Annotated in this window: 21 protein-coding genes; 7 read left to right on the forward strand and 14 right to left on the reverse strand. The window is 45.3% G+C overall.

Going from position 1 to position 23,469, the window contains the following annotated elements:
• Positions 1-4: 4 nt before the first annotated feature.
• The gene (gene gspG / locus K2P83_RS10440; protein WP_292928915.1) at positions 5-439 is read right to left on the reverse strand and encodes a type II secretion system major pseudopilin GspG; all 435 of its coding nucleotides are present in this window, start codon (positions 437-439) and stop codon (positions 5-7) included.
• A 153-nt stretch (positions 440-592) separates the two neighbouring features.
• A complete protein-coding gene (locus K2P83_RS10445; RefSeq protein WP_292928916.1) occupies positions 593-1,276 on the reverse strand; it encodes a zinc metallopeptidase in 684 nt (227 codons plus the stop codon).
• Between the two features lie 882 nt (positions 1,277-2,158).
• On the opposite strand from K2P83_RS10445, the gene K2P83_RS10450 reads away from it, so the two are divergent.
• Complete coding sequence (locus K2P83_RS10450; protein WP_292928917.1) at positions 2,159-6,208, forward strand: PAS domain S-box protein; 4,050 nt, start codon at positions 2,159-2,161, stop codon at positions 6,206-6,208.
• A 33-nt stretch (positions 6,209-6,241) separates the two neighbouring features.
• A complete protein-coding gene (locus K2P83_RS10455; RefSeq protein ID WP_292928918.1) occupies positions 6,242-6,472 on the forward strand; it encodes a sulfurtransferase TusA family protein in 231 nt (76 codons plus the stop codon).
• A 163-nt stretch (positions 6,473-6,635) separates the two neighbouring features.
• Here the strand turns inward: K2P83_RS10455 and pmbA are convergent, their stop codons facing one another.
• Positions 6,636-7,994, reverse strand: coding sequence for a metalloprotease PmbA (pmbA, locus tag K2P83_RS10460; protein WP_292928919.1), 1,359 nt, complete (start codon positions 7,992-7,994; stop codon positions 6,636-6,638).
• Between the two features lie 134 nt (positions 7,995-8,128).
• Between pmbA and yjgA the strand changes: the two genes are divergently transcribed.
• Positions 8,129-8,641, forward strand: a complete 513-nt coding sequence (gene yjgA / locus K2P83_RS10465; RefSeq protein WP_292928920.1) for a ribosome biogenesis factor YjgA — start codon at positions 8,129-8,131, stop codon at positions 8,639-8,641.
• 122 nt (positions 8,642-8,763) lie between these two features.
• On the opposite strand, the gene K2P83_RS10470 is transcribed toward yjgA, so the two are convergent.
• Positions 8,764-8,916, reverse strand: a complete 153-nt coding sequence (locus K2P83_RS10470; protein WP_292928921.1) for a hypothetical protein — start codon at positions 8,914-8,916, stop codon at positions 8,764-8,766.
• Positions 8,917-9,001: 85 nt separating this feature from the next.
• Here K2P83_RS10470 and K2P83_RS10475 point away from each other — a divergent pair, with 85 nt between their 5' ends.
• Entirely contained in the window at positions 9,002-10,051 is a 1,050-nt protein-coding gene (locus tag K2P83_RS10475) for a hypothetical protein (RefSeq protein WP_292928922.1), read from the forward strand.
• Positions 10,052-10,305: 254 nt separating this feature from the next.
• Here the strand turns inward: K2P83_RS10475 and K2P83_RS10480 are convergent, their stop codons facing one another.
• Complete coding sequence (locus K2P83_RS10480; protein ID WP_292928923.1) at positions 10,306-10,776, reverse strand: potassium channel family protein; 471 nt, start codon at positions 10,774-10,776, stop codon at positions 10,306-10,308.
• Between the two features lie 172 nt (positions 10,777-10,948).
• Here K2P83_RS10480 and K2P83_RS10485 point away from each other — a divergent pair, with 172 nt between their 5' ends.
• Positions 10,949-11,752 carry a YiiX/YebB-like N1pC/P60 family cysteine hydrolase gene (locus tag K2P83_RS10485; protein ID WP_292928924.1) on the forward strand — a complete coding sequence of 268 codons (804 nt, stop codon included), beginning with the start codon at positions 10,949-10,951 and terminating at the stop codon, positions 11,750-11,752.
• A gap of 14 nt (positions 11,753-11,766) precedes the next feature.
• On the opposite strand, the gene K2P83_RS10490 is transcribed toward K2P83_RS10485, so the two are convergent.
• From K2P83_RS10490 to K2P83_RS10510, 5 genes are all read right to left on the reverse strand, one after another.
• Entirely contained in the window at positions 11,767-13,494 is a 1,728-nt protein-coding gene (locus tag K2P83_RS10490; protein ID WP_292928925.1) for an ABC transporter ATP-binding protein, read from the reverse strand.
• A 50-nt stretch (positions 13,495-13,544) separates the two neighbouring features.
• Positions 13,545-14,234, reverse strand: a complete 690-nt coding sequence (gene lolD / locus K2P83_RS10495) for a lipoprotein-releasing ABC transporter ATP-binding protein LolD (RefSeq protein WP_013967219.1) — start codon at positions 14,232-14,234, stop codon at positions 13,545-13,547.
• Positions 14,227-15,474, reverse strand: a complete 1,248-nt coding sequence (locus K2P83_RS10500) for a lipoprotein-releasing ABC transporter permease subunit (RefSeq protein WP_292928926.1) — start codon at positions 15,472-15,474, stop codon at positions 14,227-14,229. The genes lolD and K2P83_RS10500 overlap by 8 nt, the downstream gene beginning before the upstream one ends.
• 109 nt (positions 15,475-15,583) lie before the next feature.
• Entirely contained in the window at positions 15,584-16,045 is a 462-nt protein-coding gene (locus tag K2P83_RS10505; protein ID WP_292928927.1) for a Crp/Fnr family transcriptional regulator, read from the reverse strand.
• On the reverse strand, positions 16,030-16,302 hold the full coding sequence (locus K2P83_RS10510) for a cyclic nucleotide-binding domain-containing protein (RefSeq protein WP_292928928.1): 273 nt from the start codon (positions 16,300-16,302) through the stop codon (positions 16,030-16,032). The genes K2P83_RS10505 and K2P83_RS10510 overlap by 16 nt, the downstream gene beginning before the upstream one ends.
• A gap of 448 nt (positions 16,303-16,750) precedes the next feature.
• Between K2P83_RS10510 and K2P83_RS10515 the strand changes: the two genes are divergently transcribed.
• On the forward strand, positions 16,751-17,233 hold the full coding sequence (locus tag K2P83_RS10515; protein WP_292928929.1) for a response regulator: 483 nt from the start codon (positions 16,751-16,753) through the stop codon (positions 17,231-17,233).
• A 16-nt stretch (positions 17,234-17,249) separates the two neighbouring features.
• Here the strand turns inward: K2P83_RS10515 and K2P83_RS10520 are convergent, their stop codons facing one another.
• Positions 17,250-17,753 carry a septal ring lytic transglycosylase RlpA family protein gene (locus tag K2P83_RS10520; protein WP_292928930.1) on the reverse strand — a complete coding sequence of 168 codons (504 nt, stop codon included), beginning with the start codon at positions 17,751-17,753 and terminating at the stop codon, positions 17,250-17,252.
• A gap of 204 nt (positions 17,754-17,957) precedes the next feature.
• Here K2P83_RS10520 and speB point away from each other — a divergent pair, with 204 nt between their 5' ends.
• Complete coding sequence (speB, locus tag K2P83_RS10525; RefSeq protein WP_292928932.1) at positions 17,958-18,929, forward strand: agmatinase; 972 nt, start codon at positions 17,958-17,960, stop codon at positions 18,927-18,929.
• Here speB and K2P83_RS10530 read toward each other — a convergent pair.
• Genes K2P83_RS10530 through K2P83_RS10540 form a run of 3 tightly spaced genes read right to left on the reverse strand, consistent with a single transcriptional unit; the run spans position 18,901 to position 23,469 of the window.
• Positions 18,901-19,977: an HlyD family efflux transporter periplasmic adaptor subunit gene (locus K2P83_RS10530; protein ID WP_292928934.1), complete on the reverse strand. Its 1,077-nt coding sequence runs from the start codon at positions 19,975-19,977 to the stop codon at positions 18,901-18,903. The genes speB and K2P83_RS10530 overlap by 29 nt on opposite strands.
• A complete protein-coding gene (locus K2P83_RS10535) occupies positions 19,961-22,144 on the reverse strand; it encodes a TolC family protein (RefSeq protein ID WP_292928936.1) in 2,184 nt (727 codons plus the stop codon). The genes K2P83_RS10530 and K2P83_RS10535 overlap by 17 nt, the downstream gene beginning before the upstream one ends.
• Entirely contained in the window at positions 22,141-23,469 is a 1,329-nt protein-coding gene (locus K2P83_RS10540) for a glycosyltransferase (protein ID WP_292928938.1), read from the reverse strand. The genes K2P83_RS10535 and K2P83_RS10540 overlap by 4 nt, the downstream gene beginning before the upstream one ends.

Below are 23,469 nucleotides of genomic sequence, written 5' to 3' on the forward strand. Positions count from 1 at the left end.
GGACTTACCAATTCGTGATATCAGCTGCTTCACCCTCACCGCCCTGCTGCCCATCCTTCCCGAAGGAGAGTAAATCGAATTCCGCGCGTTCGCCAGGATATTTATAGACATAGGCACGCCCCCAAGGATCCGCTGGTGGCAATTTTGAAAGATAAGGCCCTTGCCATCTTGGTTCATTATTGGGCCGTGCGACCAATGCAGTTAATCCCAGCTCGGTTGCTGGATAGCTTCCCACATCTAAACGATATTGATGCAATGCCTTTTCCAACGCATCGATTTGCGCTTGAGCCATTTTAATTTCCGATTTTCCGACTTGTGAAAAGTATTTCGGCCCGACATAGGCAGCTAACAGACCAATGATGACCATCACAACAAGCAACTCAAGAAGTGTAAACCCACGTTCGGCTTTTGCCTTTTGTCGTTTAACCAAATGCATCATATTTGTCCTTTTTAACTGAAGATATTGCTGATGATTATTTTACTTGTATTTAAATGGGCAGTTACCATCGAATACTCGCATGGTAAGTCGCTTATGTGACAGGGTCAAGACTGCACATAGCATAAATACTGGGGCCATACAAATTCGAAACAGCTAGCGTCGAAGAATTGCCCACCATCGGCCGATATTGAGCAATGTCATGAGCGAGGCTGAAACATACGTCCAGGCTGCGGCGCGCAGGATTTTGCGTGCATGCGGCTCATCCCCTTGAATCAGATATTTACCGTGCTCCAGCATCGGCAGCGCGCGCGCAAAACTCGCGTGCATTTCCATCGGAAGAGTAATCAAATGCACGACCGTCGCGGTACCCAACGTTAACAAGCCACCGGCAAAAAACAATGCACCGGCGACCGGTGCCCGGGTAATCACTGTAATGACAGGAGCCATCATCAAAATAGCCGCACCCAGTTTTTCAGCTGGGGCAGCGATTTGTATCAATCGCGTACGTAATTTTAGCGGCAAATAACCATCCCGGTCTTGGATTGCATGCCCTACTTCATGCGCAGCCACGGTTATTGCTGTCAACGATTTACCGTTAAATTTATCCGCTGTCAAACGCACAGCTTTCTCTAGCGGATCATAATGATCACCTTGCTCCGTCACCTCCACCTTAACCGCTTGTAAGTTGGCCCAGTCCAATAAAATGCGTGCCAGCTCTCCACCAGTACCTGGATATCGATCATCAGGGTAACTGTACTTCTTAAGGGTATGTTTGACCCAGTAAGACGGCCCGACAATAAGTGCCGTCATTGCAATAACAAATATTAAGTACAGCATAATCTACTCGGCCGCTTCATCAGTGCAGGGAGAAAGCGCATAAAAATTAGGCATCCTGAAAGAATTCACTGTTAATTCAGATACAAACTCAACCTATTGGTTCCGCAAGAAAAACATCTGCTATTAAGTACATAGCTCAGAAATATCTTTAATTTGCCGTTGAAAAACTATCTGCGTTGCCGCTGCAGTGTTAAAAACAGACTCAAAATGCTCATTTATTAAGCATAAACTGCGCTTTTTCGTCTGTTTTGCCTTGCATCGGCTGTCTCGAAAATGTTTTTTAGTTGGCCTGTTAGAGGCGTCCCGTATTGAATCAATCGTTAGGAAGCATCACAGAATAATGCCATTCGATTCAAATATAAAAAGCTTGAAAGTACAGCACAACAAAGCACTGAAATTATATGATTACTCATAATACATTCTTTTGATTGACCGATCAGACCAGCCAAATGGCATTATTTATATATTCAATTGAGTATTCTACCTGTTGAGCTCGGATATAACTTGATAATAAAGCACTTTGAAGCAATCAATACCAAAATCCAACGAATATCAAAAAACACAAATCACTAATAATTATATAGATACCAGAAAAAATCACACAAAAGGAACAACCTTATAAAAACAAGGCACTCGCATATTCCGAGGAAAATCAACTATCGCCAGCGAAGTTTCTGTTTGGTTTTGAGTGTTCGCGCAGCACTGTGCAGACAGAACATGAAGCTATCTACAAATGAAAAAACACCCGGATACCGATCAGCTCTAGCGAATATTTTGTTTTAATCATTGCCGTGATAATCTCTACATCTATGGCTTTACTACTCAAATTCTTCCACTCGATTCGGCTTTAACTGTTTATTCAATATCTATAAGCCACTATCTATGCCAAGCAGCAATCAACCAGCCTCATACCGTTATTATATCTTTCAGATTTTGGTATTAGCTGCCTTGTACTTTACCTTTGGGCATATTAGTTTTTTAATTACTGTCTCGCATTTCATTGTCACCCCGGTTTTCTTTGTGGCTGAAGGTATTGCACTGGCCGCTATCATCCTGTTTGGCCGCAGGGTTTGGCCAGGTATTTTTTTGGGACAACTCGCGCTCGCTTTAAGCACTGGCCTTGAATTTTTGCCATCCCTGACTATTTCTGCCATTAACAGCATCGAAGCAGTGATTGGGGCAACCTTGTTTAAACGCTGGAAGCTTGATCCAGCGCTTAGCAGCGTACATGACTTCAGCCGCCTGGCCACCTTAATTTTTTTAATTCTCCAGCCATTTAGCGCCACCCTTGGCACTGCAACGCTGCTCTTCTTTAATGTCATTCAAGAGTCACAGAGCTACTTACAAACCTGGACATACTGGTGGTTTGGAAACTGCTTGGGGCAACTCCTGGTTACCCCATTTTTACTGATTCTCTTTTCCTCGTCCGATCGTATCAAAAGTGTCCTGCTATCCACTCAAAGCGCGACCGTACCGATTGTTCTGATGCTGCCTGCAACCTGGCTGGTTTTCGGCGACACTCCTATCGGCGGCATTGCCCTGGCGCTAGTCATCTATGTTCCCCTTTTACTATGGATTGCGATAAAAAGCGGATTAGCTGTTGTATCCCTTATTTGCAGCGGTATTACCGTACTGGCATTGTTTGAGACATCACACGGATTCGGCCCCTTTGTCGTGAATGAGAATCCGCAGATTTTCGACATGAATATCTTTGTCCTCGGTATCTCGCTCACAGCACAGTTTGTCAGTGTGCTATTTGCTGAGCGCAACCAGGTTGAAGCAGAATTGCGAAAAAGTGAAGCCAAGCTTTACGCGATCATTGATTCATCTCCTATACCCAAGGCAGTGAATGATGAACACAAAAATATCATCTTTTTAAACAAATCATTTGTTCAATTATTTGGGTATACATTGAAAGATATACCCACATTGGCTGATTGGTGGCCGAAAGCTTACCCGGATAGCGCATATCGCCAGTGGGTGGCGGAAACATGGAATAGGAATCTGGAAAAAGCATTAAGGGATAATACGGATTTCGAGCCTATTGACGTCATAATCCGCTGTAAGGACGGCTCGCTACGTAGTGTCATCGCGACCGCCTCGCCGCTTGAATCTCCGACTTCCGCCAGAAACTATCTGGTTACCCTGATCGATATCACAGCACGCAAGAATCTGGAAAACCAGCTCGTCAAGAGTCATAAATTCCTTGAAAGTTTATCCAATAATATTCCTGGCTTTATTTACCAGTTCCAGCTTTTCCCCGACGGGCGAAGTTGCCTGCCTTATGTTAGTAGAGGAATCATCGATGTTTTTGGCATCTCTCCTGAATCAGTAATCTCAGATGCTTCTCCAGTATTTTCACTCATTCATTCCGAGGATTCCAAATCACTCAATCTGTCGATCCAGGAATCTTTAAATACACTGAATGATTGGCGCTCCGAGTTCCGGATTGTTACCGCGCAGAATGAAATCAAGTGGGTACATACACAATCAAAACCCGAGAAACAGAATGATGGAAGTACCATCTGGAATGGCTATGCCACAGACATCACGGAACTAAAAAATATATCCCTAAAATTTGAAGCCTTACTAGACCTCGCCAGTGATGGCGTCCATATTTTGGATGAAGATGGAAATATCGTGGAATTTAGCCGTTCATTCGCCATGATGCTCGGTTATACCTTCGAAGAAACTACCCAACTCAATGTCATGGACTGGGATGCCATGATCCCGAAAGAAAAACTGATCAGCGCGGTGCGTGAAGTCTCAAAAACGCCACGCGTTTTTGAGACGCTTCACCGGCGTAAAGACGGCACTATTTTTCATGTTGAAATCAACGCCAGAAGGCTGGAGATCTCAGGAAAGAAACTGATTTATGCCTCATCGCGCGACATTACCAGTCGCAAACAACATACTAAGGAACTGGAATACCAACGCCTGCGCTTATCCAATATCATTGAAGGAACGCATATCGGTACCTGGGAATGGAATGTGCAAAGCGGTGAGGTTATTTTCAACCAGCGCTGGGCAGAGATAATCGGCTACACCCTTGATGAACTTGCACCCACATCCATTGAAACATGGCTCAAGTTTGCTCACCCGGATGACTTAAAGCAATCCGAAGCACTCCTTAACGATCATTTCTCCGGGAAAATTCCCTATTACGAATGTGAAGCACGAATGCAGCACAGAGCAGGTCATTGGATCTGGGTGCTGGATCGTGGCAGAGTATCGAGCTGGACAGATGACGGCAAGCCATTAATGATGTTTGGAACCCATCAGGACATTACCAGCCGGAAAGAACGCGAAACCATGCTGATACACGCACGTCAGCAAGCAGAAGCTGCCAGCATTGCCAAAACCCGCTTCTTAGCCATGATGTCACATGAAATTCGCACACCGATGAATGCCGTACTGGGCATCGCTTATCTGTTGAGCAAAAGCTCGCTTGACTCCCAGCAGAGCGCCTATTTACGCAACATTGAAGGGTCTTCGAAGATTCTGTTAGGTGTCATTAACGACATTTTGGATTATTCCAAGATCGAGGCAAATAAAATCGAATTGGATAACATTCCATTCGATTTGAATAATATCCTGGAAAATCTATCGGCAATGGCTTCAATAGCAGCAAAAGACAAAGCTGTCGATGTGCTTTTTTATGTAGCGCCGAATGTCCCCAGGCATTTTACCGGCGACCCGTTACGGTTAAGTCAGATATTCGTCAACCTTACTAACAATGCGATTAAGTTCACTGACCAAGGTGAAGTGATTATCCGCATCACAATTGAGAACAGCGAAGATTCTGAAACGGCCACCCTTGCTTTCAGCATAACCGACAGCGGTATCGGCATAACCAGCGAGCAGATGGCGGATCTTTTCAAAGCGTTTTCGCAAGCCGATAGTTCCATTACACGCCGTTTTGGCGGAACCGGTTTAGGCTTGTCCATCTCACATCGGCTAGCCCAGCAAATGAACGGCGATATCGTGGCCGAAAGTCACTATGGCAAAGGCAGCCGGTTTCATTGTACGATTCAATTGCATCGGATAGACCATCACCAGGATCCCTGGGTATCCCTCCCCGAGCCGCTTCGGTCGCTTAAGGTGATGATTATTGATGATCATGCAACAACCCGTGCAGTCCTCTTGGAAATAGCGCAATCTCTGGGCTGGAACGCTGTTGCTAACAGCAGCAATGTTGAAGCCCTTAAACAGCTTGCTGATCCCGATTCCTTACCATTCGATTTGCTGTTGTTCACCACGCATTTCCCCAATATGGGATATCGCGAGACCATCCATGCGATTGTGGCTGCACTGCCCGATTTACGCCGGCCTAGAATCGTGCTGATCACCAACAATCTAGAGGATTCCCTATTTTCTAAAGAAATTGAAACGCAACAAGTAACCCGCGTCCTGATCCAACCGTTCACACCATTAGGCTTGGTTGATACCGTTGCAGCGCTTTTTAGCGAAACTGCTGACAAAAACAATCAGAAACAAGGGAACAGCGTTGCCCGAAAGCAATTCGCCGGTGCACATATCCTGATTACCGAAGACAATGAAGTCAATCAATTACTGATCTCTGACTTGTTAAGTACTCTGGGAATAACCGTAAGTCTTGCGCAAAATGGCGTTGAATGCCTGGATTTACTCAGAACATCAGAGTCTCATCCGTTCGATTTAATCTTTATGGATATCCAAATGCCGGAAATGGATGGGCTGGAAGCGACTCAGCACATTCGCCAAGATTTGCACCTGACTGATATGCCGATTATTGCTTTAACCGCTAACACGAAAGAACATGATCAACAAGAATTCATAAAAGCAGGAATGAATGCTTTCCTGCCTAAACCTTTTAACCCGGACCAACTCAATCAAATTCTTGATCGCTTCTTGAAGAAGAAGAGTAACAACGATCAGAAAGAAATTCTTTAGAATCTGATACCAATCAATTTACTCTACCGGAAAATGCAGACAATAGACAAAGAACTGGATGCGCGCGGCTTAGTTTGCCCATTGCCTATCTTGCGCACCAAACAATCGCTGGCTGGAATGATCAGCGGACAAACCTTGAAAATTGTTGCCACTGATCCGGGTTCCGTGATTGATTTCCAGGTTTTTGCTGAGCAAACCGGGAATGAGTTATTATCGCTAGCTGAATCTGACAAGGAGTTTATTTTTCTTCTGAGGAAGAGATGAATGTAGAGCTTCCTGTTTGGAATCCGGCGAGTTATTTTTCTACCAGCTAAAAAACATCACGAGAGTATTCATAAGCTCTTACGAGAAAGCAAACGGAACCACACCGTTCGGTAAATGCCCATCGCGCTGTTTGGTGTTGAGACAATCGACCCATACAATGTTTTCAACCACCGGCTATGGTCATGCGATCGATCAAAACTGATCCGCACTGTTTGGATCCGCGCACTATGACGTCGTCACCAATCGCCAGAATTCCTTGGAACATATCTTTCAAATTGCCAGCAATGGTGATTTCCTCGACCGGATAACTGATTGCGCCGTTTTCCACCCAGAAACCGGAAGCGCCGCGCGAATAATCGCCTGTCACCGCATTGATGCCATGCCCCATTAATTCCGTTACCAGCAAGCCTGTACCCATTTTCTTTAATAACGCATCAAAACGCATCGGCGCCGCATTCTGCATAATCAGATTATGCGTACCGCCGGCGTTTCCCGTTGTGCGCAGCCCCAGTTTCCGGGCTGAATAACTACTCAGAAAATAACCCTGCACGATGCCATTTTCCACCACCTTGCGTTCGACTGTCGCTACGCCATCATCGTCAAATGCGCCACTGGCCAGGCCTTTATGCAGATGCGGCAATTCAAGAATCTGAATATCGGATGCAAAAACCTGTTTCCCGATGCTATCCAGCAAAAAGGAAGATTTCCGGTAAAGATTGCCGCCGCTCACCGCCGAAGCAAAATGTCCGACCAATCCGGAAGCGATTGGCGCTTCAAACAATACAGGCACTTCACAGGTGGCGATTTTTCTTGCGCCCAGTCGTGCCGCGCTACGCATACCCGTTTTTTTCCCGATGCTTTCCACCGCTTCCAGATCAGCGGCATCACGCGCAACGCTATACCAGTAATCCCGTTGCTTGCTGTCGCCCTGTTCAGCGATCATGGCGCAACTGATACTGTGGCGAGAAAGTGGATATCCTCCCATAAAACCCAGACTATTCGCATAGATAAATTGCGATTCACTGACTGAAATCGTGGCACCCTCGGAATTAGTAATGCGCTTATCCACTTCATAGGCCGCTTGTTCGCACTCTTTTGCCAATTCGATGGCCCCCTCGACATTCAATTCCCAGGGGAAGTACAAATTCAGGTGCGGATATGTTTGTGCCAATAATTCTGCTTCCGCCAATCCGGCACAGTCGTCGTTCGCGGTATAGCGGGCGATCGACAATGCGGCCGCAACCGTATCGCTGATAGCTTGCGGTGAGAAATCGGAAGTGCTGGCATGACCGCGCTTCTGCCCAATATAAACTGTCACCGACAGTCCTTTGTCACGATTGTATTCAATCGTTTCAACCGCACTCTGCCGCACGGTAACGTTTTGACCAAAACCATCGGAGACATTGGTTTCACAAGCAGTCGCACCGCCTTTTTTGGCATGCGCCAAAATGTCTTGGGCAATTTGCTGCAGTGTGCTGAGCAGATAAGAGAATCGGGAATCTGAAACGGGTAAGTTGTTCATAAATAGCGTTGTGACAAAGAATTTAAACTGGATTTTAGATAAAAAACTTCAATCGTGGAAACAAATCAAAGGCGAAAATATTCTTGTAAAGCGCTATGATAGCAGCTTCTTGACACCGCATTACACAGGTTACCGTGCAAAATACCCCGGAAAACGATACCGAACAAGACGCAACGCCGAGCAAAACCCGGCGTAAGAAAGACATGCACGCATTGCAGGAAATTGGCGAACAATTGGTAGAATTGGATCAAAAGAAATTGAGCGAATTTGATCTGCCGGAAATTTTAATCGACGCCATCAACCTTGCCAGGCCCATGAATAAGCACGGCGCACGCCGCCGGCAAATGCAATACATAGGCCGCTTGATGCGCGAAATTGATGCACTGCCGATCCAAGAAAAGCTCGATTCCTGGCATCAGGTATCGGTGCACCAAACCGCCCGGCTGCATCAGCTCGAACGATGGCGCGAACGTCTTCTGAGTGATGAACATGCCCTCACCGAGTTTGCGCAGAAATACCCGCAAGCTGACTTACAGCGCTTGAGGTTGCTGATCCGGAGTGCGCACAAGGAAAAAGCAGCTGATAAGCCGCCGAAAAGCTTTCGCTTATTGTTTCAAGAGTTACAAGAAATTATCGCCAAAACCTAAGAAGAGAGAAATGCAGGGTGGGTTAGTAATGCGTAAGCATCGGCGTAACCCAACGAGAGCAGTTCAAAACGATAAGTGCATGGCGGGTTACGCGATGAAACCGCTAATCCGCCCTACATTTTTCAGGATGCAACTCCGGATATGCGCTGCAACACATACCGGCCTGCCAATACGATGCAGCCATGCGCATATTTCTCCCCGATGAAATTTCTTGCTGGGTACACGCGTGTCCAGCTTACGCACGCAGTAACAAATTCCAAAGTTTGTTCAATCAAATCGGCGATACCATGATAAATTATCAGTATCCTAAAAAAAGCTGTTACGTTTAATTACATTTTTTCGTCGTACGGGGAGTCATTAATGAACGAGTTTATTGCCAAAGTGTTGAAATTTGTTTCGATTGAAGCATTGATAGAAAGAGGCTGGCTAGAGATCGTGCAAATTTTAATGCCCGTTTTCATTTTAGCTTTAGTATTTCTTGGGTTGAGTTTTTTTATTCAAAACAAACGATGGAAAACTGCAGCCTCCGTTGTGTGCGCTTTACTGGCATTGGTTTATTTGCCGTATGAACTGTATCGCCAGTCGATCGTATTAGCCAGAGCAGATGCGAATGTCAAAGAGATTCATGGCAACCTGCAGGACATATTAAATTCTGCTAATTTAAGCCATCTGAAAGATGTCGGGGATAAAGAAGTTGCTACCAACATGCTGGATCAACTGATTCTTGGTCTCGATCAGGAGAAGAAAAAAGATCTCCTGCTGATTGCGTGGTTAGTTGCAGAGAATGAGAAAGATGCGCTTAGCCAAATTGATGATAAGCAAAAAGTACTCACCGATGACATCAAATCCAGCTTGAGTGCAGCCAAAACAGAAATTATCGACTCACGGCCTCCTGTTGAAAAAATCTCTGACACGATCGTGAAGAAGCTGGATGATGACGTTAAACAATTAGTCGAAAAGAAGATGCAAGCATTTAAGCAGGAAATTGACAGTTCATTGGATGGCTTCAAAGAAGGCATCAATACCTTTGTTCAAGGTGAGCTCAACAATTATCAAGAGAAATTGGCTGGCATTACCCAACAAAACGTTGATGAATTAAAAAATTACTCCGGTAGAGCCAATCAGGCTTTTGCTGAACAGGCCAAAAAAATCAATCAAGAATCATTGAAGAAACTGGATGAAACAAAACAAAGTATTGATGGGATTGGCGTCACAATTTCGGATATCAATTTAAAGAATATTGCTCAGCAAGTTAAGCAACTTTCCGCTTCGTTAGAAACTGCTCAGAAAAAGAATGACGTTTTATTTGAATATAACGAATGTATGAGAACTGCTGGATTACTAGATTTGGGCGGCAAGGTAGAACAATGTAAAAGCAAATTGAATCAGGATATGAGCAACCTGAAATAAACCACCGAATAAAACAAACTTGAATGGATGGATGGGTTTCGTATTCCACAAAATCGATCCATCCAAGTTTTGGATTGATTTATAGGGCATTTTTCTACCTGATGAATCCAGAATTTGTGAACGCATCGCACGCTTAACTTTCAGTTACCATCAGCATTTCAAGACTATCTGTTTTTGTAAACGTCAAATTAATGCTGTTCTAGTGGCTTCTATGCCTTAGTTTTGCACAGTTCTCAGAAAGAATCTTCATTATGTCAATCTTTAAAATTGCGGTCCGATTGTGTCAATAAATGCGGCCATAGACGTTGCATGGCCAGAAAGGTAAAAGAAGCCGACCAAGTAATCATCGCCAATCCTGCCAGACCTTCAGCAGCAGTCAATATGCGTATGGCTCCAACCGGTAATAAGTCACCGAATCCGACTGTCGTATACACAACAGATGAAAAATAAATAAAATCAAATAAATTATCTTCGGTCATCCCAGTGATATGTCCCAATCCCAAACCATATTGCATGACGAGATAGCCTAGCGCAAATATAAGAATTTCCAGCACATGTGCAACCAACAATCCAAGCATCACCACCAGCACCCCAATGCGTTTATGCATATGTATGCCCACCGTACGGCTTAAGAAACGCAATGCCTCGTAATGTAATACAACGCAGGCTGTCACGATAACAATGGTGATCGCTAGTGCCATCAAATAGAAAGTATGCTCATTCATCATTAACAGGCAAATTACCTATCACAAAACGCATTGTAGACACCTATAATAGAAGCTGCTTTCATTGAATAAAATTGTGATATTGAAATTGTTCGATGCCTTGCTGTTTTACCTCACATAGCCATGTAAATAGCAGAATCAAACCAATACTTATCGTCATAAGGAAAAATTGATGGGCCAGGTAACTGAAATTGTAGGCCGCGGTCTGGCACGGTTCCTAACCAAACCGGTGCGACAAAGCACTCAAGTTGCTACGATCAGTCAGGAAAAACTCGCAGCAACCTTGCAACCCGGAGATGTTCTATTAGTTGAAGGAAATGCCCGTATCAGTGTCGCTATCAAATATCTTACGCAATCCACCTGGTCGCATGCAGCCATCTACATTGGCGATGTATTGCCATCCAGCGCACCCTGGCAACTTCCACAGGTACTGATTGAAGCCGATCTGCAGGAAGGAGTGCGCGCAATAACACTGGCACATTATGCGCAAATGCACACGCGGATTTGCCGTCCTGTCGGTTTGAACGATGAGGATCGCAAACGGGTCGTCGATTATGTCATTGCGCGCATTGGTCAACACTATGACCTAAAACACATTTTCGATCTCCTACGCTATCTTCTTCCTACTCTACCCGTTCCCACAAGATTCCGCAGACGCCTTCTGGCCCTAGGCAGCAGCGACCCGACACGCGCTATCTGTTCAACCCTGATCGCGCAAGCGTTTGAATCAGTGCGCTATCCGATCTTACCGGAGATTCAACGCACCTGGTCAGATAATCCGATGCAAGCTGATTGCTATGCGGAGATCTACCACATACGCCATCATAGTCTGTACACACCGCGCGATTTCGACATATCGCCCTTCTTCGACATTATTAAACCAACCATTGAAAATGGCTTTGACTACCGTTCACTGGCCTGGAGTGACGCCAGACAAGAGCTCAAGCAGATTCCATGCAATCAACCGGGCAAATAGCATTTAAATGATTTTTAACTGCTGGGCTCGTGATTCAATTGCGCTGCTGCCTGCGACAACGGTTCAGCCACACCATTGGAAAGTATAAACACACGATCTGCGGCATTGATGACAGCCGGTTGATGCGAAACAGCAATAACCGTCAAATCTTTGGCCAATTTCTGTAGCGTTTCGCAAATAGTTTTTTCGCTTTCCGGGTCCAATGCGCTGGTGGGTTCATCCAGAATCAAGAAGGATGGGTTGTGAGCCAGCGCCCGTGCAATGGCGACACGCTGGCGTTGTCCGCCGGAAAGTAGCCCGCCGCGCTCACCCACGACCGTTTGCAATCCTTCCGGCAAAGCACTGACAAAATCCCAAGCACCGGCCTGACGCAACGCTCGTTCTGCATCGACGGCAGTCAATGCGGGCTCTCCGACCAAAATGTTATTCATTACTGTGTCATGCAACAAAATAGTGTCTTGCGAAACATAGCCAATCATGTGGCGCCATTGGCGAAGATTGATGTCATGCAGCGATACGCCGTCAATCTGAACTTCGCCGGATTGCGGCTCGGCCAGTCCACAGAGTAGATCCAGCAATGTACTTTTGCCGGCGCCGGATGGCCCCATGACCGCAGTAAATGAGTTGATCGGTATTTCGATATTCAGATCTTTGAAAATAGTTTTCTGGCCATAATCAAATTTAACATGCTGCAATGTAATACCTTTTTGTAAGGTAGGTTGCAGTGTTCCCGTTGCGCTTTCCGCCGCTGCACGCGCATCCTCGGCAGCCTTACGTAAAGCCCAGTAAGCACTTTCTTGCGCGGCCAGTTGCTGGTGTCTGCGCTGTGTTTTATTCAATAACCCTAGAATACGCGTCAGCAAAAAAACCATCAACATGACTTCCGGCAAGGATAATTGCCACACCACCAAGGCAAGATATAAGCCGCTGGCTGTCAGAGCAGCTAGTATGGGTTCTTGTAGCGCAGTTAGCGCGGCTCGATTCATCACTTCCCGGCGCGTGGCTTTTTCCAGGTGTTGCGTTTGTTCGTGCAAAATAGCATCGGCAACGTTGTCTCGCGCCATGGCTTTGAGTGATTTCACCGAGCTGAGCACATCGGATAAGTACGTTAATAAATTACGTAGCAATTGGGTTTGCTTGTTACCTGCACGCCGGGTTGCGCTGACTAAGCGATTCAACACAATTAACAGGAATAAGCCGATAATTAATGAAGCCAGTGTCGCTTCCCATGAAATAAACAATGCGACGATGGCGTATACCAGTACTTGAATAGCAAGCGCCAGCACGTTGACACTGTGCTCAAAACCGTTGGCCGCACGATACGCTTCCGTCGCAACCGAATTAGCAAGTGATCCGACGGGTTGCCGTAAATAGTATTGCCACCGGCTAGCCAGCAAAGCTTCAATTAGATCCAGGCGCAAGGCCGTCGCTACATGCGCAACGGTGTAACCGACCTGACGATTAGCCAACAGCAACACCACACCTTTGAGAAACATGCCGCCAACGATAATGATCAAGATCGCATCCAACGTGGGTTCAATGCCGATATCTTGCAGCGCTTTCTCCATGAATTTACCGATGCCCGAATCGCCCGATTCGCCTGAATCGCCGACAGCGATCGATAATAAAGGCAGCAGCGCCGTTAAACTCAAGCCTTCGGCGATACCGGCAATCAGCAATGCAATCAGAACAAAAGCGCTGCGCCGGGGAAAAACCATAATGTACGTAAATAAAGTACGCATAAGCCGGTTATAAAGATAGATGAATAATCGGTGGTTTGTTCACGTAGTCATTATGCATTTGGAATGTCGCATAGAACGCCGTCGATCAATTGCTTGATTTGCTGAGCACGATTGGCAAGACGGGAATCGTGCGTGACAATGACCAGGCTGGCATTAATTCTATGGTTCAACTCCAGCATCAAATCAAAGACGCTCTCAGCTGTCTGCCGATCAAGATTTCCGGTAGGCTCATCAGCCAGGATGCAGGCGGGTTGTGTAACCAATGCACGCGCAACCGCAGCGCGTTGGCGTTCACCGCCGGATAATTCACCGGGTGTATGTGTCAAACGATGACTCAAGCCAACCTGTTTCAATATATCTTCTGCCCGGTCATAGGCTTCCTGGTTCGGCAACCTACGAATCAGCAGCGGCATAGCCACATTCTCCAGCGCGCTGAATTCCGGTAACAAATGATGAAACTGGTAGATGAAGCCGAGCGACCCATTGCGTAACCGGCAGCGTTCTTCTTCATTGATTTGCGCAATATCCTGTCCAAGAATCCGGATATTCCCGCTCGTCGGTGCATCCAGTCCGCCGAGTATATGCAGCAACGTGCTTTTGCCGGAACCGGAGGCGCCGACAATTGCCAGCATTTCCCCTTTAATCAGATCCAGATTAACGCCTTTCAATACCGGAACTGCCAAATCACCCTGAGAAAACTGTTTAACCAAATTGCGGCAAGAAATAACGGTATCATTCATAGCGTAACGCCTCCGCTGGATTCACTTTGGAAGCACGATAACTGGGATAAATCGTTGCCAGCAGACTGAGGACAAATGATGTCACAGCAACGGTGGTGATATCTGCCATCTGTGGATCGGTTGGAATGGTGCTGATGTAATAAATTTCTCGCGATAAGAACTGAACGTGGAACAAACTTTCAATAAACGCCACCACCTCACCCACGTTGTAGGCTAACAACATACCGCCCGCGACCCCCAAAATTGTGCCAAAAACGCCAATAAACGTTCCCTGCACAATGAATATCTTCATGATGCTGCGCGGGCTTGCGCCAAGGGTACGTAATATCGCGATATCCGATTCTTTGTCGGTCACCGCCATTACCAATGTGGAAACAATATTGAACGCTGCCACCGCAATAATCAATGCGAGAATCAGCGATAACATGCGTTTCTCGATCTGGATTGCACGAAAATAATTGGCATGCTGTTTTGTCCAGTCACTGATATAGCTGTCGATCGTCAGCATCGCGGGTAATTCTTGAACAACTTGGGGTGCCAGAAACAAATCTTTCAGCTTAAGGCGCACACCGGAAACATCATCGTTATCCATACGATAAAGTTTCTGCGCATCAAACATGTGAATCAGAACCAATCCGGAGTCATATTCAAAGTGCCCGGCTTCGAAAATACCGACCACGGTGAATTGCTTCAGCCGTGGCAAAATGCCCGCAGGCGTGACCTGCCCTTGCGGCGAAATTAAAACGATTTTATCACCGAGGAAAGTACCCATAGAGCGCGCCAATTCCATGCCGATGACAATACCAAATTCACCCGGCACCAGATTATCCAGCGTTCCGCTAGCCATCATTCTTCCAAAATCCGCCACCTTATCTTCCATTGTTGGCAGAATACCGCGCACAACAACCCCCTGAACAACTTGGTTGTGCGATAGCATGCCTTGCGCATTGACATAAGGTGCGGCAGCTTCTACGAATGGGTGCTTAGCTGCTTCTTCTGCGGTTTGCTGCCAGTGACTCAGATTGCCATGAATGCTGCCGATCTGAACATGCGAAGCGACGCCTAGAATCCGTGTGCGCACTTCTTTCTGGAAACCATTCATGACCGACATGACTGTAATGAGCGCAGTCATCCCCAGCGTAATGCCCATCAGAGAAATTAATGAAATGAATGAAATGAAATGATTGCGTTTTTTGGCGCGCGTATAACGCAAACCAATGAAAAGTTCATAAGGGGACACGAATTTAATAGACCCGTAATAAGTTCAACTGCGAAGTTTGCCACATTTAAGCACGGCATAACAAATAATCAAGAGATTGTAATCAGGAAATGTTACTGCAAGATTTCCATTAGAGACCGCCGCGCGCCGCATTGACCATTTCAGTCAGCTTAGCTACATCCAGCACATGCAAATCGTGCCCCTGCCGCATAATAAGCTTACTTGTTACCAGCTTATTCAGTTCTCGCGATACGGCTTCACGATGCGTGCTGACCAGATTGGCGATTTCAGTCTGGGTTGGCGCCGGAGAGATGATTGCAGTATTCGCAGATGCCATGTGATTCCTTGCCAGACGCAGCAATTCCGACTGAATACGATTACGCACAGCCAGTGTACTGTAATCATATACGCGTTCGGTCAAACGGCGAACTTGCCCGGTCAAGCGCTTCAGAATAACTTCGGCTATCTGGCGATTGGAATAAATCAGATTCTGAAAATCCAGCGCAGACATAGACGCCAACAGCACACTGGTTCGGGCAATCACCGTTGCCGAGCGGGGATAGCCGTCAATCGCTGTCAATTCACCAAACATCTCACCCGTGGGCAAATCACACAGATAACCTCTTGCCCCGACAAGCCATGATAAATGACACGAATTTTACCCTGGGCGATGAAAAAAGCGCTGTTAGTGTGATCATGATAGCGCACAATTTCATTACCGGTTTCATAGCGATGCCACTGACAAGAAGCCGCAACCATTTCTATAGCTTTGGGTGACAGGCCTTGAAACTCCTTGATAACAGACAACATGGCATTAGCACGCTCGGCCGGTATAGTTCGTGTGGTCATTCCGCTTTTATCCAACGCTCAAAAAAGTTTCTTCCCCAACCAATCCGGTAATTTTAACCAAGATCACATTCCCCCAAAAGGGGTAATGATATATCAACTCGGAAGGATACTCTGTTTAGTAGGGATTGATTAGTAAAACCGCTTGTTCAGAAATTTCTTCGCAACAACAACATGGCTAGGTTCAGAATTTCAGTTAATGATCGTTTCTTATTGCTACATCATTGACGTAGCAAATTTTATGTTTTAAGTTGAGGTTTGTTTACTATTAATAGCTTTTTGATGGAATGCATATGGAATCACTCTCTAAGCTCTTGATCGCTCTTGCATCGCTAGCATGGCCAGTCATTTTTGCTCTGATGTTATTCAAATTTTCTGACCCGCTAAAAAATTGATCGAATCAGCACACTCCAGAAAGTTTAAGATCAAAATAGCAGGGAATGAACTTACAATGGAAGAAGTGTCGGAACAGCAACGTCGAATTCTTGATGACATTCAGTCAAAACTGGCAGAGCTAGAAAAGCAACTGACCAAAAATGATGCTGCACGAGTAACCAAATCACTTACTCCAAGCACCAAACGGATTCTTTGGGTTGATGATCAGCCAAAGAATAATAGTTTTTTAGTCGCTTTGTTTGAGGACAGAGGGGTGAAAGTGGATGTCGAACTAAGTTCTAATGAAGGCATTGAGAAATTCAAATCACATTCATATGACATGATTATTTCGGACATGGGACGTCCTGAGGGTGGAAAGGCGGGAATAGATCTTGCCTTGAAGATTCGATCCGTAGATCCCCAAGTCCCATTTTTTATATTCTGTGGCAATTGGGCGGCAAGAAATCTACATCAAGAATCTCTGCAAGCTGGAGTTAATGAAATAACGTCATCAGGAACTACGCTTCTTAGTCTTCTTCCGTTATCAAATGGAAACTAGTATTTCAGCCCAGTTATTACTTCTGGCTGATTTTATCGCCAAGATATTCAATTCTGACTTTAGCCACGCCGTGCAGGCCAATTTTTTTTGCAGCACCGTGTGATAAATCGATGACTCGGCCTTTTTTGAAAGGTCCGCGATCATTGACGAGGACATCGACATGGCGGCCGTTGTGCAGGTTAGTGACTCTGACTTTGGAAGGCAACGGAAGCGTTTTATGGGCGGCGGTTAAACCGTGAGGATCGAAACGCGTACCCATGGCAGTGCGATTGCCTGATTCTGAGCCATACCAGGATGCATGACCGACTTCCCGGTATCCGGCAGCTGATCGCATCGGATAATAGGTTATCCCTTGTACTTTATAAGGCTTGTTGTAAGGAGCGGTAAGTTTAGGCGCTTGATCACCGCGTATTTCTGTCGATCGCTGCGAAGTGCCGGAAAACATGGAAGCGCAACCGCTTATCAAACCGGCAGTCAGCAACATGACGCCAATGTGCTTGCGATAGACTGATCGTTGCATAGCATCTTTAATACAAAATTTTATATACGCAGGTCATTATAACTACATCCTGTTGAAAATATCCATCGGACGGGTCTTTGTCTTCTATCAGAATCTTGAATCTATTCCAATCAATCGTATTATCATGTTGGATTGAGATCGTCTACAGCAAACGATGTTTAAGGAAAATACAGCAATCAACCATTGACACTGAAGGACAGAAATATGACAAATAAGATTAATGACGCCATAGCGTGCGAGAATCCCTATGGAATGCTACGTGAGCCGACTTTTTCGGGTATTCTTTCTTTCATGCGGCGTAATTACAGCAAAGATCTTACCGGTGCCGAACTGGTGATCAGCGGCATCCCTTTCGATTTGGCTGTAACCAACCGTCCGGGCACACGTTTCGGTCCGCAGGCAATCCGACTTGCGTCGGCAGAAGTCGCTTCGCTAAAACCTTATCCGTGGGGTTTTGATCCATTCGAGAATCTATCTGTGACTGATTTTGGCGACTGCTATCTCGACGTGCACAACCCGATGACAATTCATGAAACGATTGCCGATCATGCCCGTCATATTTTGGCATCCGGTGCCCGCATGCTGACTCTCGGCGGCGACCACTATATTACATATCCGTTGTTAAAAGCACATGCCGAGAAGTTTGGAGAACCGCTCGCGCTGATCCATTTTGATGCGCATAGTGATACCTGGCCAGACGATTCGCCCAATTCGCTGAATCATGGCTCAATGTTCTATAAGGCGATGAAAGATGGATTGATTGATCCCAAACATTCTGTGCAGATCGGCATTCGCACCTGGAACGATGATTTCATGGGCATCCACATCCTGGATGCGACCTGGGTGCACCGGCACGGCACGGATGCAGTAATTACAGAAGTTGAACGTATTGTCGGTGACCGTCCAGCTTATTTCACGTTTGATATTGATTGTTTGGATCCAGCGTTTGCACCCGGCACTGGCACACCGGTTTGTGGCGGGCTGTCTACTGCGCAGGCATTAGCGATCATTCGTGGCTTTACCGGAATCAATCTGATCGGCATGGATATTGTTGAAGTTGCTCCTGCCTACGATCACAGCCAGATCACGGCACTGGCTGCCGCGCATATCGCCTGCGATCTGATCTGCCTTTATGCAAAACGTAAACTTAACGGCTTCGATCTGCCTGGTCACTGAAAAAAGGAAAACGAATGTCAATCGGTGTTCCATTAATTAATTGTGTTTCTACCGGATTGATAAACTCCATGTGAACCAATATGGCGGACCGAGGATATTCTAGTAAATTAATGCCGTCTGGCGGTGATTTTTGTGTTACGCCTGGAATAGAGGAAATTCGTGCTTTGGCAGTCTCCCCGTTGGGAAGAGTCACCGTAACGATCTGATCAACCACCACATAATCCTGATATTTCGGTGGAATAAACGCGCTGATATGTGCTTTTTCAGGAAAGATGATGTCTAAAAATGGTTGGCCTTTCCCTAGATATTCTCCGGGCTGCACAAATAGCTCTGTGATTAATCCATCTGCGGGAGATTTAATAAGCAACTGTTTCTTCTGATCTTTAACTTGCTCCAGCTCTAAACTTAATTGACTAATCCTACTCGCCATTTGAAGCGTATCGGTAGGGAATCCTTGGTCTCGTCGTTGTGATCGTTCATTCAGCACCAAATTCTCAAGCGCACCATGATATTGGTTACGCGCTGTTGCAACCTCAGCTTGAGTGGCTGCACCCTGCTTGAATAATGATTCATATTGATGCAAACGATTGTGATAGAATTTTTCCTGCTCCTGGGCAAACTTCAACAGGGACATAGACCGCGATGTCGTATTGCCTGACTGGCGTTGTAGCTTATTTTTTTCCTCATTCAGAAAATCAATTTCAGTGGTTAACCGCTGAAAACTATCTTCCAGTGGCAAATTCTCCAATATAGCCAGCGCTTCACCCTCTGCCACATTATGCAGTGACTTGACAAATACCTGCTTTACATAGCCATCAACTGATGCACGCACGATAATATTCGGTACCGTAATACGCCCGTCCGCTTTGACAATTAGCATTTCTTGCAATACCAATCCAATCAGATACAGCAAGGGAAGGCTGGAAACGATTAATATCAGGTACCAACGCCATGGTCTTATGGGACGTTTTGCCTCTCCATACTGAATACGTATGCCTCGATCATCATTCGGTATTCTGTGCTCTGGTTGACTAAAGCGGATTTTCATGAATATATGTTTCCCAATCTTTCAATGATTGAATGACCAGTCCATTAAAATTTGAAGCGCGCAAATGAGTATAAAGCTTTTGCATTGTGTCCCTAAAAAATGCTTGCGGCTTGTGTGCATAGCTGTTTTCTACACCTAATTCAGGCTCCAGACTCTGAGCAAGGCTAAACATGAGCCCTGGATACTGTTTCATTGCGGATTTCATTGTCGCTGCAATACTATTTAGATTCATAGAGTAATACATTACAGTAATTTCTTTTACCCCTATCTCTTTAAATTGGCAGGGTATGCATAAGTTAAAGGATGTTTCTTTCGCCAGATAGCGGGGATGAATACTAATTGCAACCGGCCAAGGAGAAAGACGGGTAGCTTGACGAATTGTTTCTATAAATTCCTCCAGCATATTTTCCCCGGCCAACTCTCCATCAAGCTGGTCGGGTTCAATATCAAGATGTAATCCATCAAAACTAATAGACTTTAATCGCTTGATAATTTCCAGTAACCGCACACGCTCTTTCGGAAGAATCCACCCCGGATCACCCAATAATAATTCAACTTTTATGCCATGATGTTTTGCTTCTTGCAAGAATTTATTTAATATGGTTGGATGAGGAGCAATTGATGCAATTTGCTTCTCATTTAAAGAAAGCAGTAGGCGGTTTATTCCCATTGATTGACTTTTTTCCCAAAATCCAGATTGGCCAACAATATCGTCATAGTTCCAGGCATAGACTGAGAAATTCACCGATGTTGAATTCGATCGGCTTACTAGCAATTGATCGTTCGAATTGGCCAATTTTATTGGCTTCATTTCTTTTGCATTACGCTTTTCAAAAAACTGATCAGCCTTCCTCAGTGGTTCAAGCATTCCAACCAGATCCGTTTCTGAACGAGCGATTTCACTCGTGCTGCCAGGTGAGGAAACAAACTGACGCAGACGAACATGCAGTTTCCACTGCTCAGCCTCCGCTTCCACGTATTCAATGGCAGTCCGGTAATACGTATTAATAGCTTGAATATATTTTTCAAGCACATCTCCATCCAATGATTGCAAGCGTAAATACCGCTCACGCACAGATTCCCGGGTTGCATCAAGCCGAGTTTGCTGAAATTTAATTTGTTGCATGAGCTGTTGATAACGGCCTAGCATCGAACGAAATTCCAGATCTAATTCCTGATCCCGCCGCGTATACTCGGTTTGAAAGCTAATAATTTGACTGTTTAAACGCGATTGTTCATTTTTTCGATAGCTAACGATTTCGAGCGGCATCCTGAAATTGAACCCCACAGCCCCTCCATATCCCCATTGCATTGACTCAGGGGAAGGATGTGGTATCGCAGGTCCGCCAAATGCAACGACTGATAAATCGGAATCAATCCCTTGCCAGTTTTGTGTTTCCCTGACCTTGCGTAAATTATCTATTTGAGCTTGTAGAATCTCCAGATCAAGTTGTTTGATATCATAAGTTAAGTTACCTGTTATCTCGTTTAGCCCGGGTTTAATTGCTTCAAAAGGCGTGACGGAGGTATTCGTTAAATGCGCTAATCGCATTAAAGCTTGTTCTTTGTTGTTTATAAACTCTAATCGCATCCGTTCTGCTTGCTCAAAAACAGATAAAAACTCGAAATAATCTGACATGAGCAACAATCCCGTTTCATGTCTTTGGCGCAATGTTTTTTCGATGCCTGCATTTCGCAGATGGGTGTAGGCATGATTTAGCGCCAGCATTTTCTCAGCGCTCCAATAAGCTGCATAATTCTCTTCTATAAATAGTGCAGCTAATTTTTTGCTCCATTCATGACGGATATTTTCAATTCTGACTTGGGCTTCCGCATCACCAATCGCACGATCTTGTCTTTCTGCACTACCCAATAGGGGGTAACGCAAACCAATTCGGGCCAGGGGGTCAAAGAAGTTACCGAAAGGCTCTCTTGCAAATGGACTTTTTTGGTAACCTCCTGATACACCGCCAAATACCTCCCAACCCTTCTGTGCTTCATTAGCCCGCAAATGAAATTGCTGTGCTTCAAGATCTGCTTGTGTCTTCAGAACGGAAGCCGCTTGATCCAAATGCAAATAAAAATCCGCAAGTGTTCTGACTTCAGCACCAGCACTGATCGGTAGTAAAATGAACAATATCTGTAACAGGTACCAATGAATCTTCATTGTTTACCCTTTTTCAGAACCCACCAGGGCGCCATGGCAGAATCTAAGTGACCTTTGTTGAGCATTTGATTGAGAAGAGCAACCGCACTCCAGAGACGCGCTATGAACAAAAATAATGGATAAATTGGCAATACCAAAAAAGCGCCACAGTCTTCCCATTTCCTGTCCGAAAGGACCGATAGATATAAAACAAATTGAACCAGTATCAGACAAAAATAGAAAAGATAGACTAATACCATGCTGGCTAAAAAGAATGGTAAAGGTTGAGTAATCGCCATATAGATCGTGTAGAACACAATGGTAAAAGGCATAACGATCTGAAACAAGATGCCGTACCAAAGGATAAATAGGAAATTACCCCAACCCATGATGGATGGAGAAATCCCGTGCTTATGTTTATGCGCGTAGATATACCAGAGATCTCCATCCCATCTGAGTCGTTGTCTCAGAAAATCACTGAATTTTTCAGGCGCATCAGTATGCGATACGGCACCGGGCTCATATTCAAACCGAAGTTTTGGATAGCGTCCTTGATATTGCTTGATACGCAGCGTTAAATCGAGATCTTCAGCAGTACCTGTATTCCATCCCCCAATTTTTTGGAGAAGAGATTTTCTGAAGATACCAAAAGCACCGGGTATGTTGTTAATCGCGTTCATATTCGTCAAACCCAGCTTGCCGACTTGCATACTTAACATATACTCTAAGCTTTGCAGCCGGGTTACTAAAGATTTCTTGGCATTACGCACACGCATGGGTCCCGTAACCGCAACGACATTATCATCCTGAAAATGCAAAGCAGACCGGTAAACCATTTGATTATCGAATGAGGTATCGCCATCCAATGCCAGAAACACTTCACCACTCGCACGACTCAATCCTGCGTTAAGAGAGGAAACTCGACCACCCCGTTGAATCTTTGGAATAATAATTAATGACCGTCTGGGATAGGATAAAATCCGCGGGATGAGATCTTTCAAAGCTTGATAGGTCGCTTGATTTTTTTGGACCCCGTCAACCATCGCAATGATTTCAATGTGACCTGAATAAGTCTGTTCCAATAGCGAGATGACCGTATTTTGTACGGCCTTTCCTTCCGCATAACAAGTAATGGCACAAGTAACGCGAGGGGTAGCGGGTGAAATAAAAGGTATCTCATAAGTATCTTTCGTAAGATAACGAAAAACCCCAAACCAGGTCATAAAATATAATGGTAATTCAAGGAATAACACAAACGGAACAAATATGAGCAAATAGGAAACTGTACCTTGGTCTTGTAGCAGAGAGACCAGCAGAATCTGTCCGGTTTGTGTCAAAGTTTGCAT

This window comes from Nitrosomonas sp. (assembly GCF_019752415.1).
In the GTDB taxonomy this organism is placed as follows: domain Bacteria; phylum Pseudomonadota; class Gammaproteobacteria; order Burkholderiales; family Nitrosomonadaceae; genus Nitrosomonas.

Coding starts and splice junctions, on each gene's coding strand:
- K2P83_RS10490 (WP_292928925.1), bottom strand. CDS start 13,494: ATGCGTACTTTATTTACGTACATTATGGTTTTTCCCCGGCGCAGCGCT.
- K2P83_RS10515 (WP_292928929.1), top strand. CDS start 16,751: ATGGAAGAAGTGTCGGAACAGCAACGTCGAATTCTTGATGACATTCAG.
- K2P83_RS10480 (WP_292928923.1), bottom strand. CDS start 10,776: ATGAATGAGCATACTTTCTATTTGATGGCACTAGCGATCACCATTGTT.
- K2P83_RS10530 (WP_292928934.1), bottom strand. CDS start 19,977: ATGAAAATCCGCTTTAGTCAACCAGAGCACAGAATACCGAATGATGAT.
- K2P83_RS10510 (WP_292928928.1), bottom strand. CDS start 16,302: ATGACCACACGAACTATACCGGCCGAGCGTGCTAATGCCATGTTGTCT.
- K2P83_RS10445 (WP_292928916.1), bottom strand. CDS start 1,276: ATGCTGTACTTAATATTTGTTATTGCAATGACGGCACTTATTGTCGGG.
- K2P83_RS10535 (WP_292928936.1), bottom strand. CDS start 22,144: ATGAAGATTCATTGGTACCTGTTACAGATATTGTTCATTTTACTACCG.
- K2P83_RS10540 (WP_292928938.1), bottom strand. CDS start 23,469: ATGCAAACTTTGACACAAACCGGACAGATTCTGCTGGTCTCTCTGCTA.
- K2P83_RS10505 (WP_292928927.1), bottom strand. CDS start 16,045: ATGTTTGGTGAATTGACAGCGATTGACGGCTATCCCCGCTCGGCAACG.
- lolD (WP_013967219.1), bottom strand. CDS start 14,234: ATGAATGATACCGTTATTTCTTGCCGCAATTTGGTTAAACAGTTTTCT.
- K2P83_RS10455 (WP_292928918.1), top strand. CDS start 6,242: ATGCAGACAATAGACAAAGAACTGGATGCGCGCGGCTTAGTTTGCCCA.
- K2P83_RS10485 (WP_292928924.1), top strand. CDS start 10,949: ATGGGCCAGGTAACTGAAATTGTAGGCCGCGGTCTGGCACGGTTCCTA.
- K2P83_RS10520 (WP_292928930.1), bottom strand. CDS start 17,753: ATGCAACGATCAGTCTATCGCAAGCACATTGGCGTCATGTTGCTGACT.
- speB (WP_292928932.1), top strand. CDS start 17,958: ATGACAAATAAGATTAATGACGCCATAGCGTGCGAGAATCCCTATGGA.
- gspG (WP_292928915.1), bottom strand. CDS start 439: ATGATGCATTTGGTTAAACGACAAAAGGCAAAAGCCGAACGTGGGTTT.
- K2P83_RS10450 (WP_292928917.1), top strand. CDS start 2,159: ATGCCAAGCAGCAATCAACCAGCCTCATACCGTTATTATATCTTTCAG.
- pmbA (WP_292928919.1), bottom strand. CDS start 7,994: ATGAACAACTTACCCGTTTCAGATTCCCGATTCTCTTATCTGCTCAGC.
- K2P83_RS10475 (WP_292928922.1), top strand. CDS start 9,002: ATGAACGAGTTTATTGCCAAAGTGTTGAAATTTGTTTCGATTGAAGCA.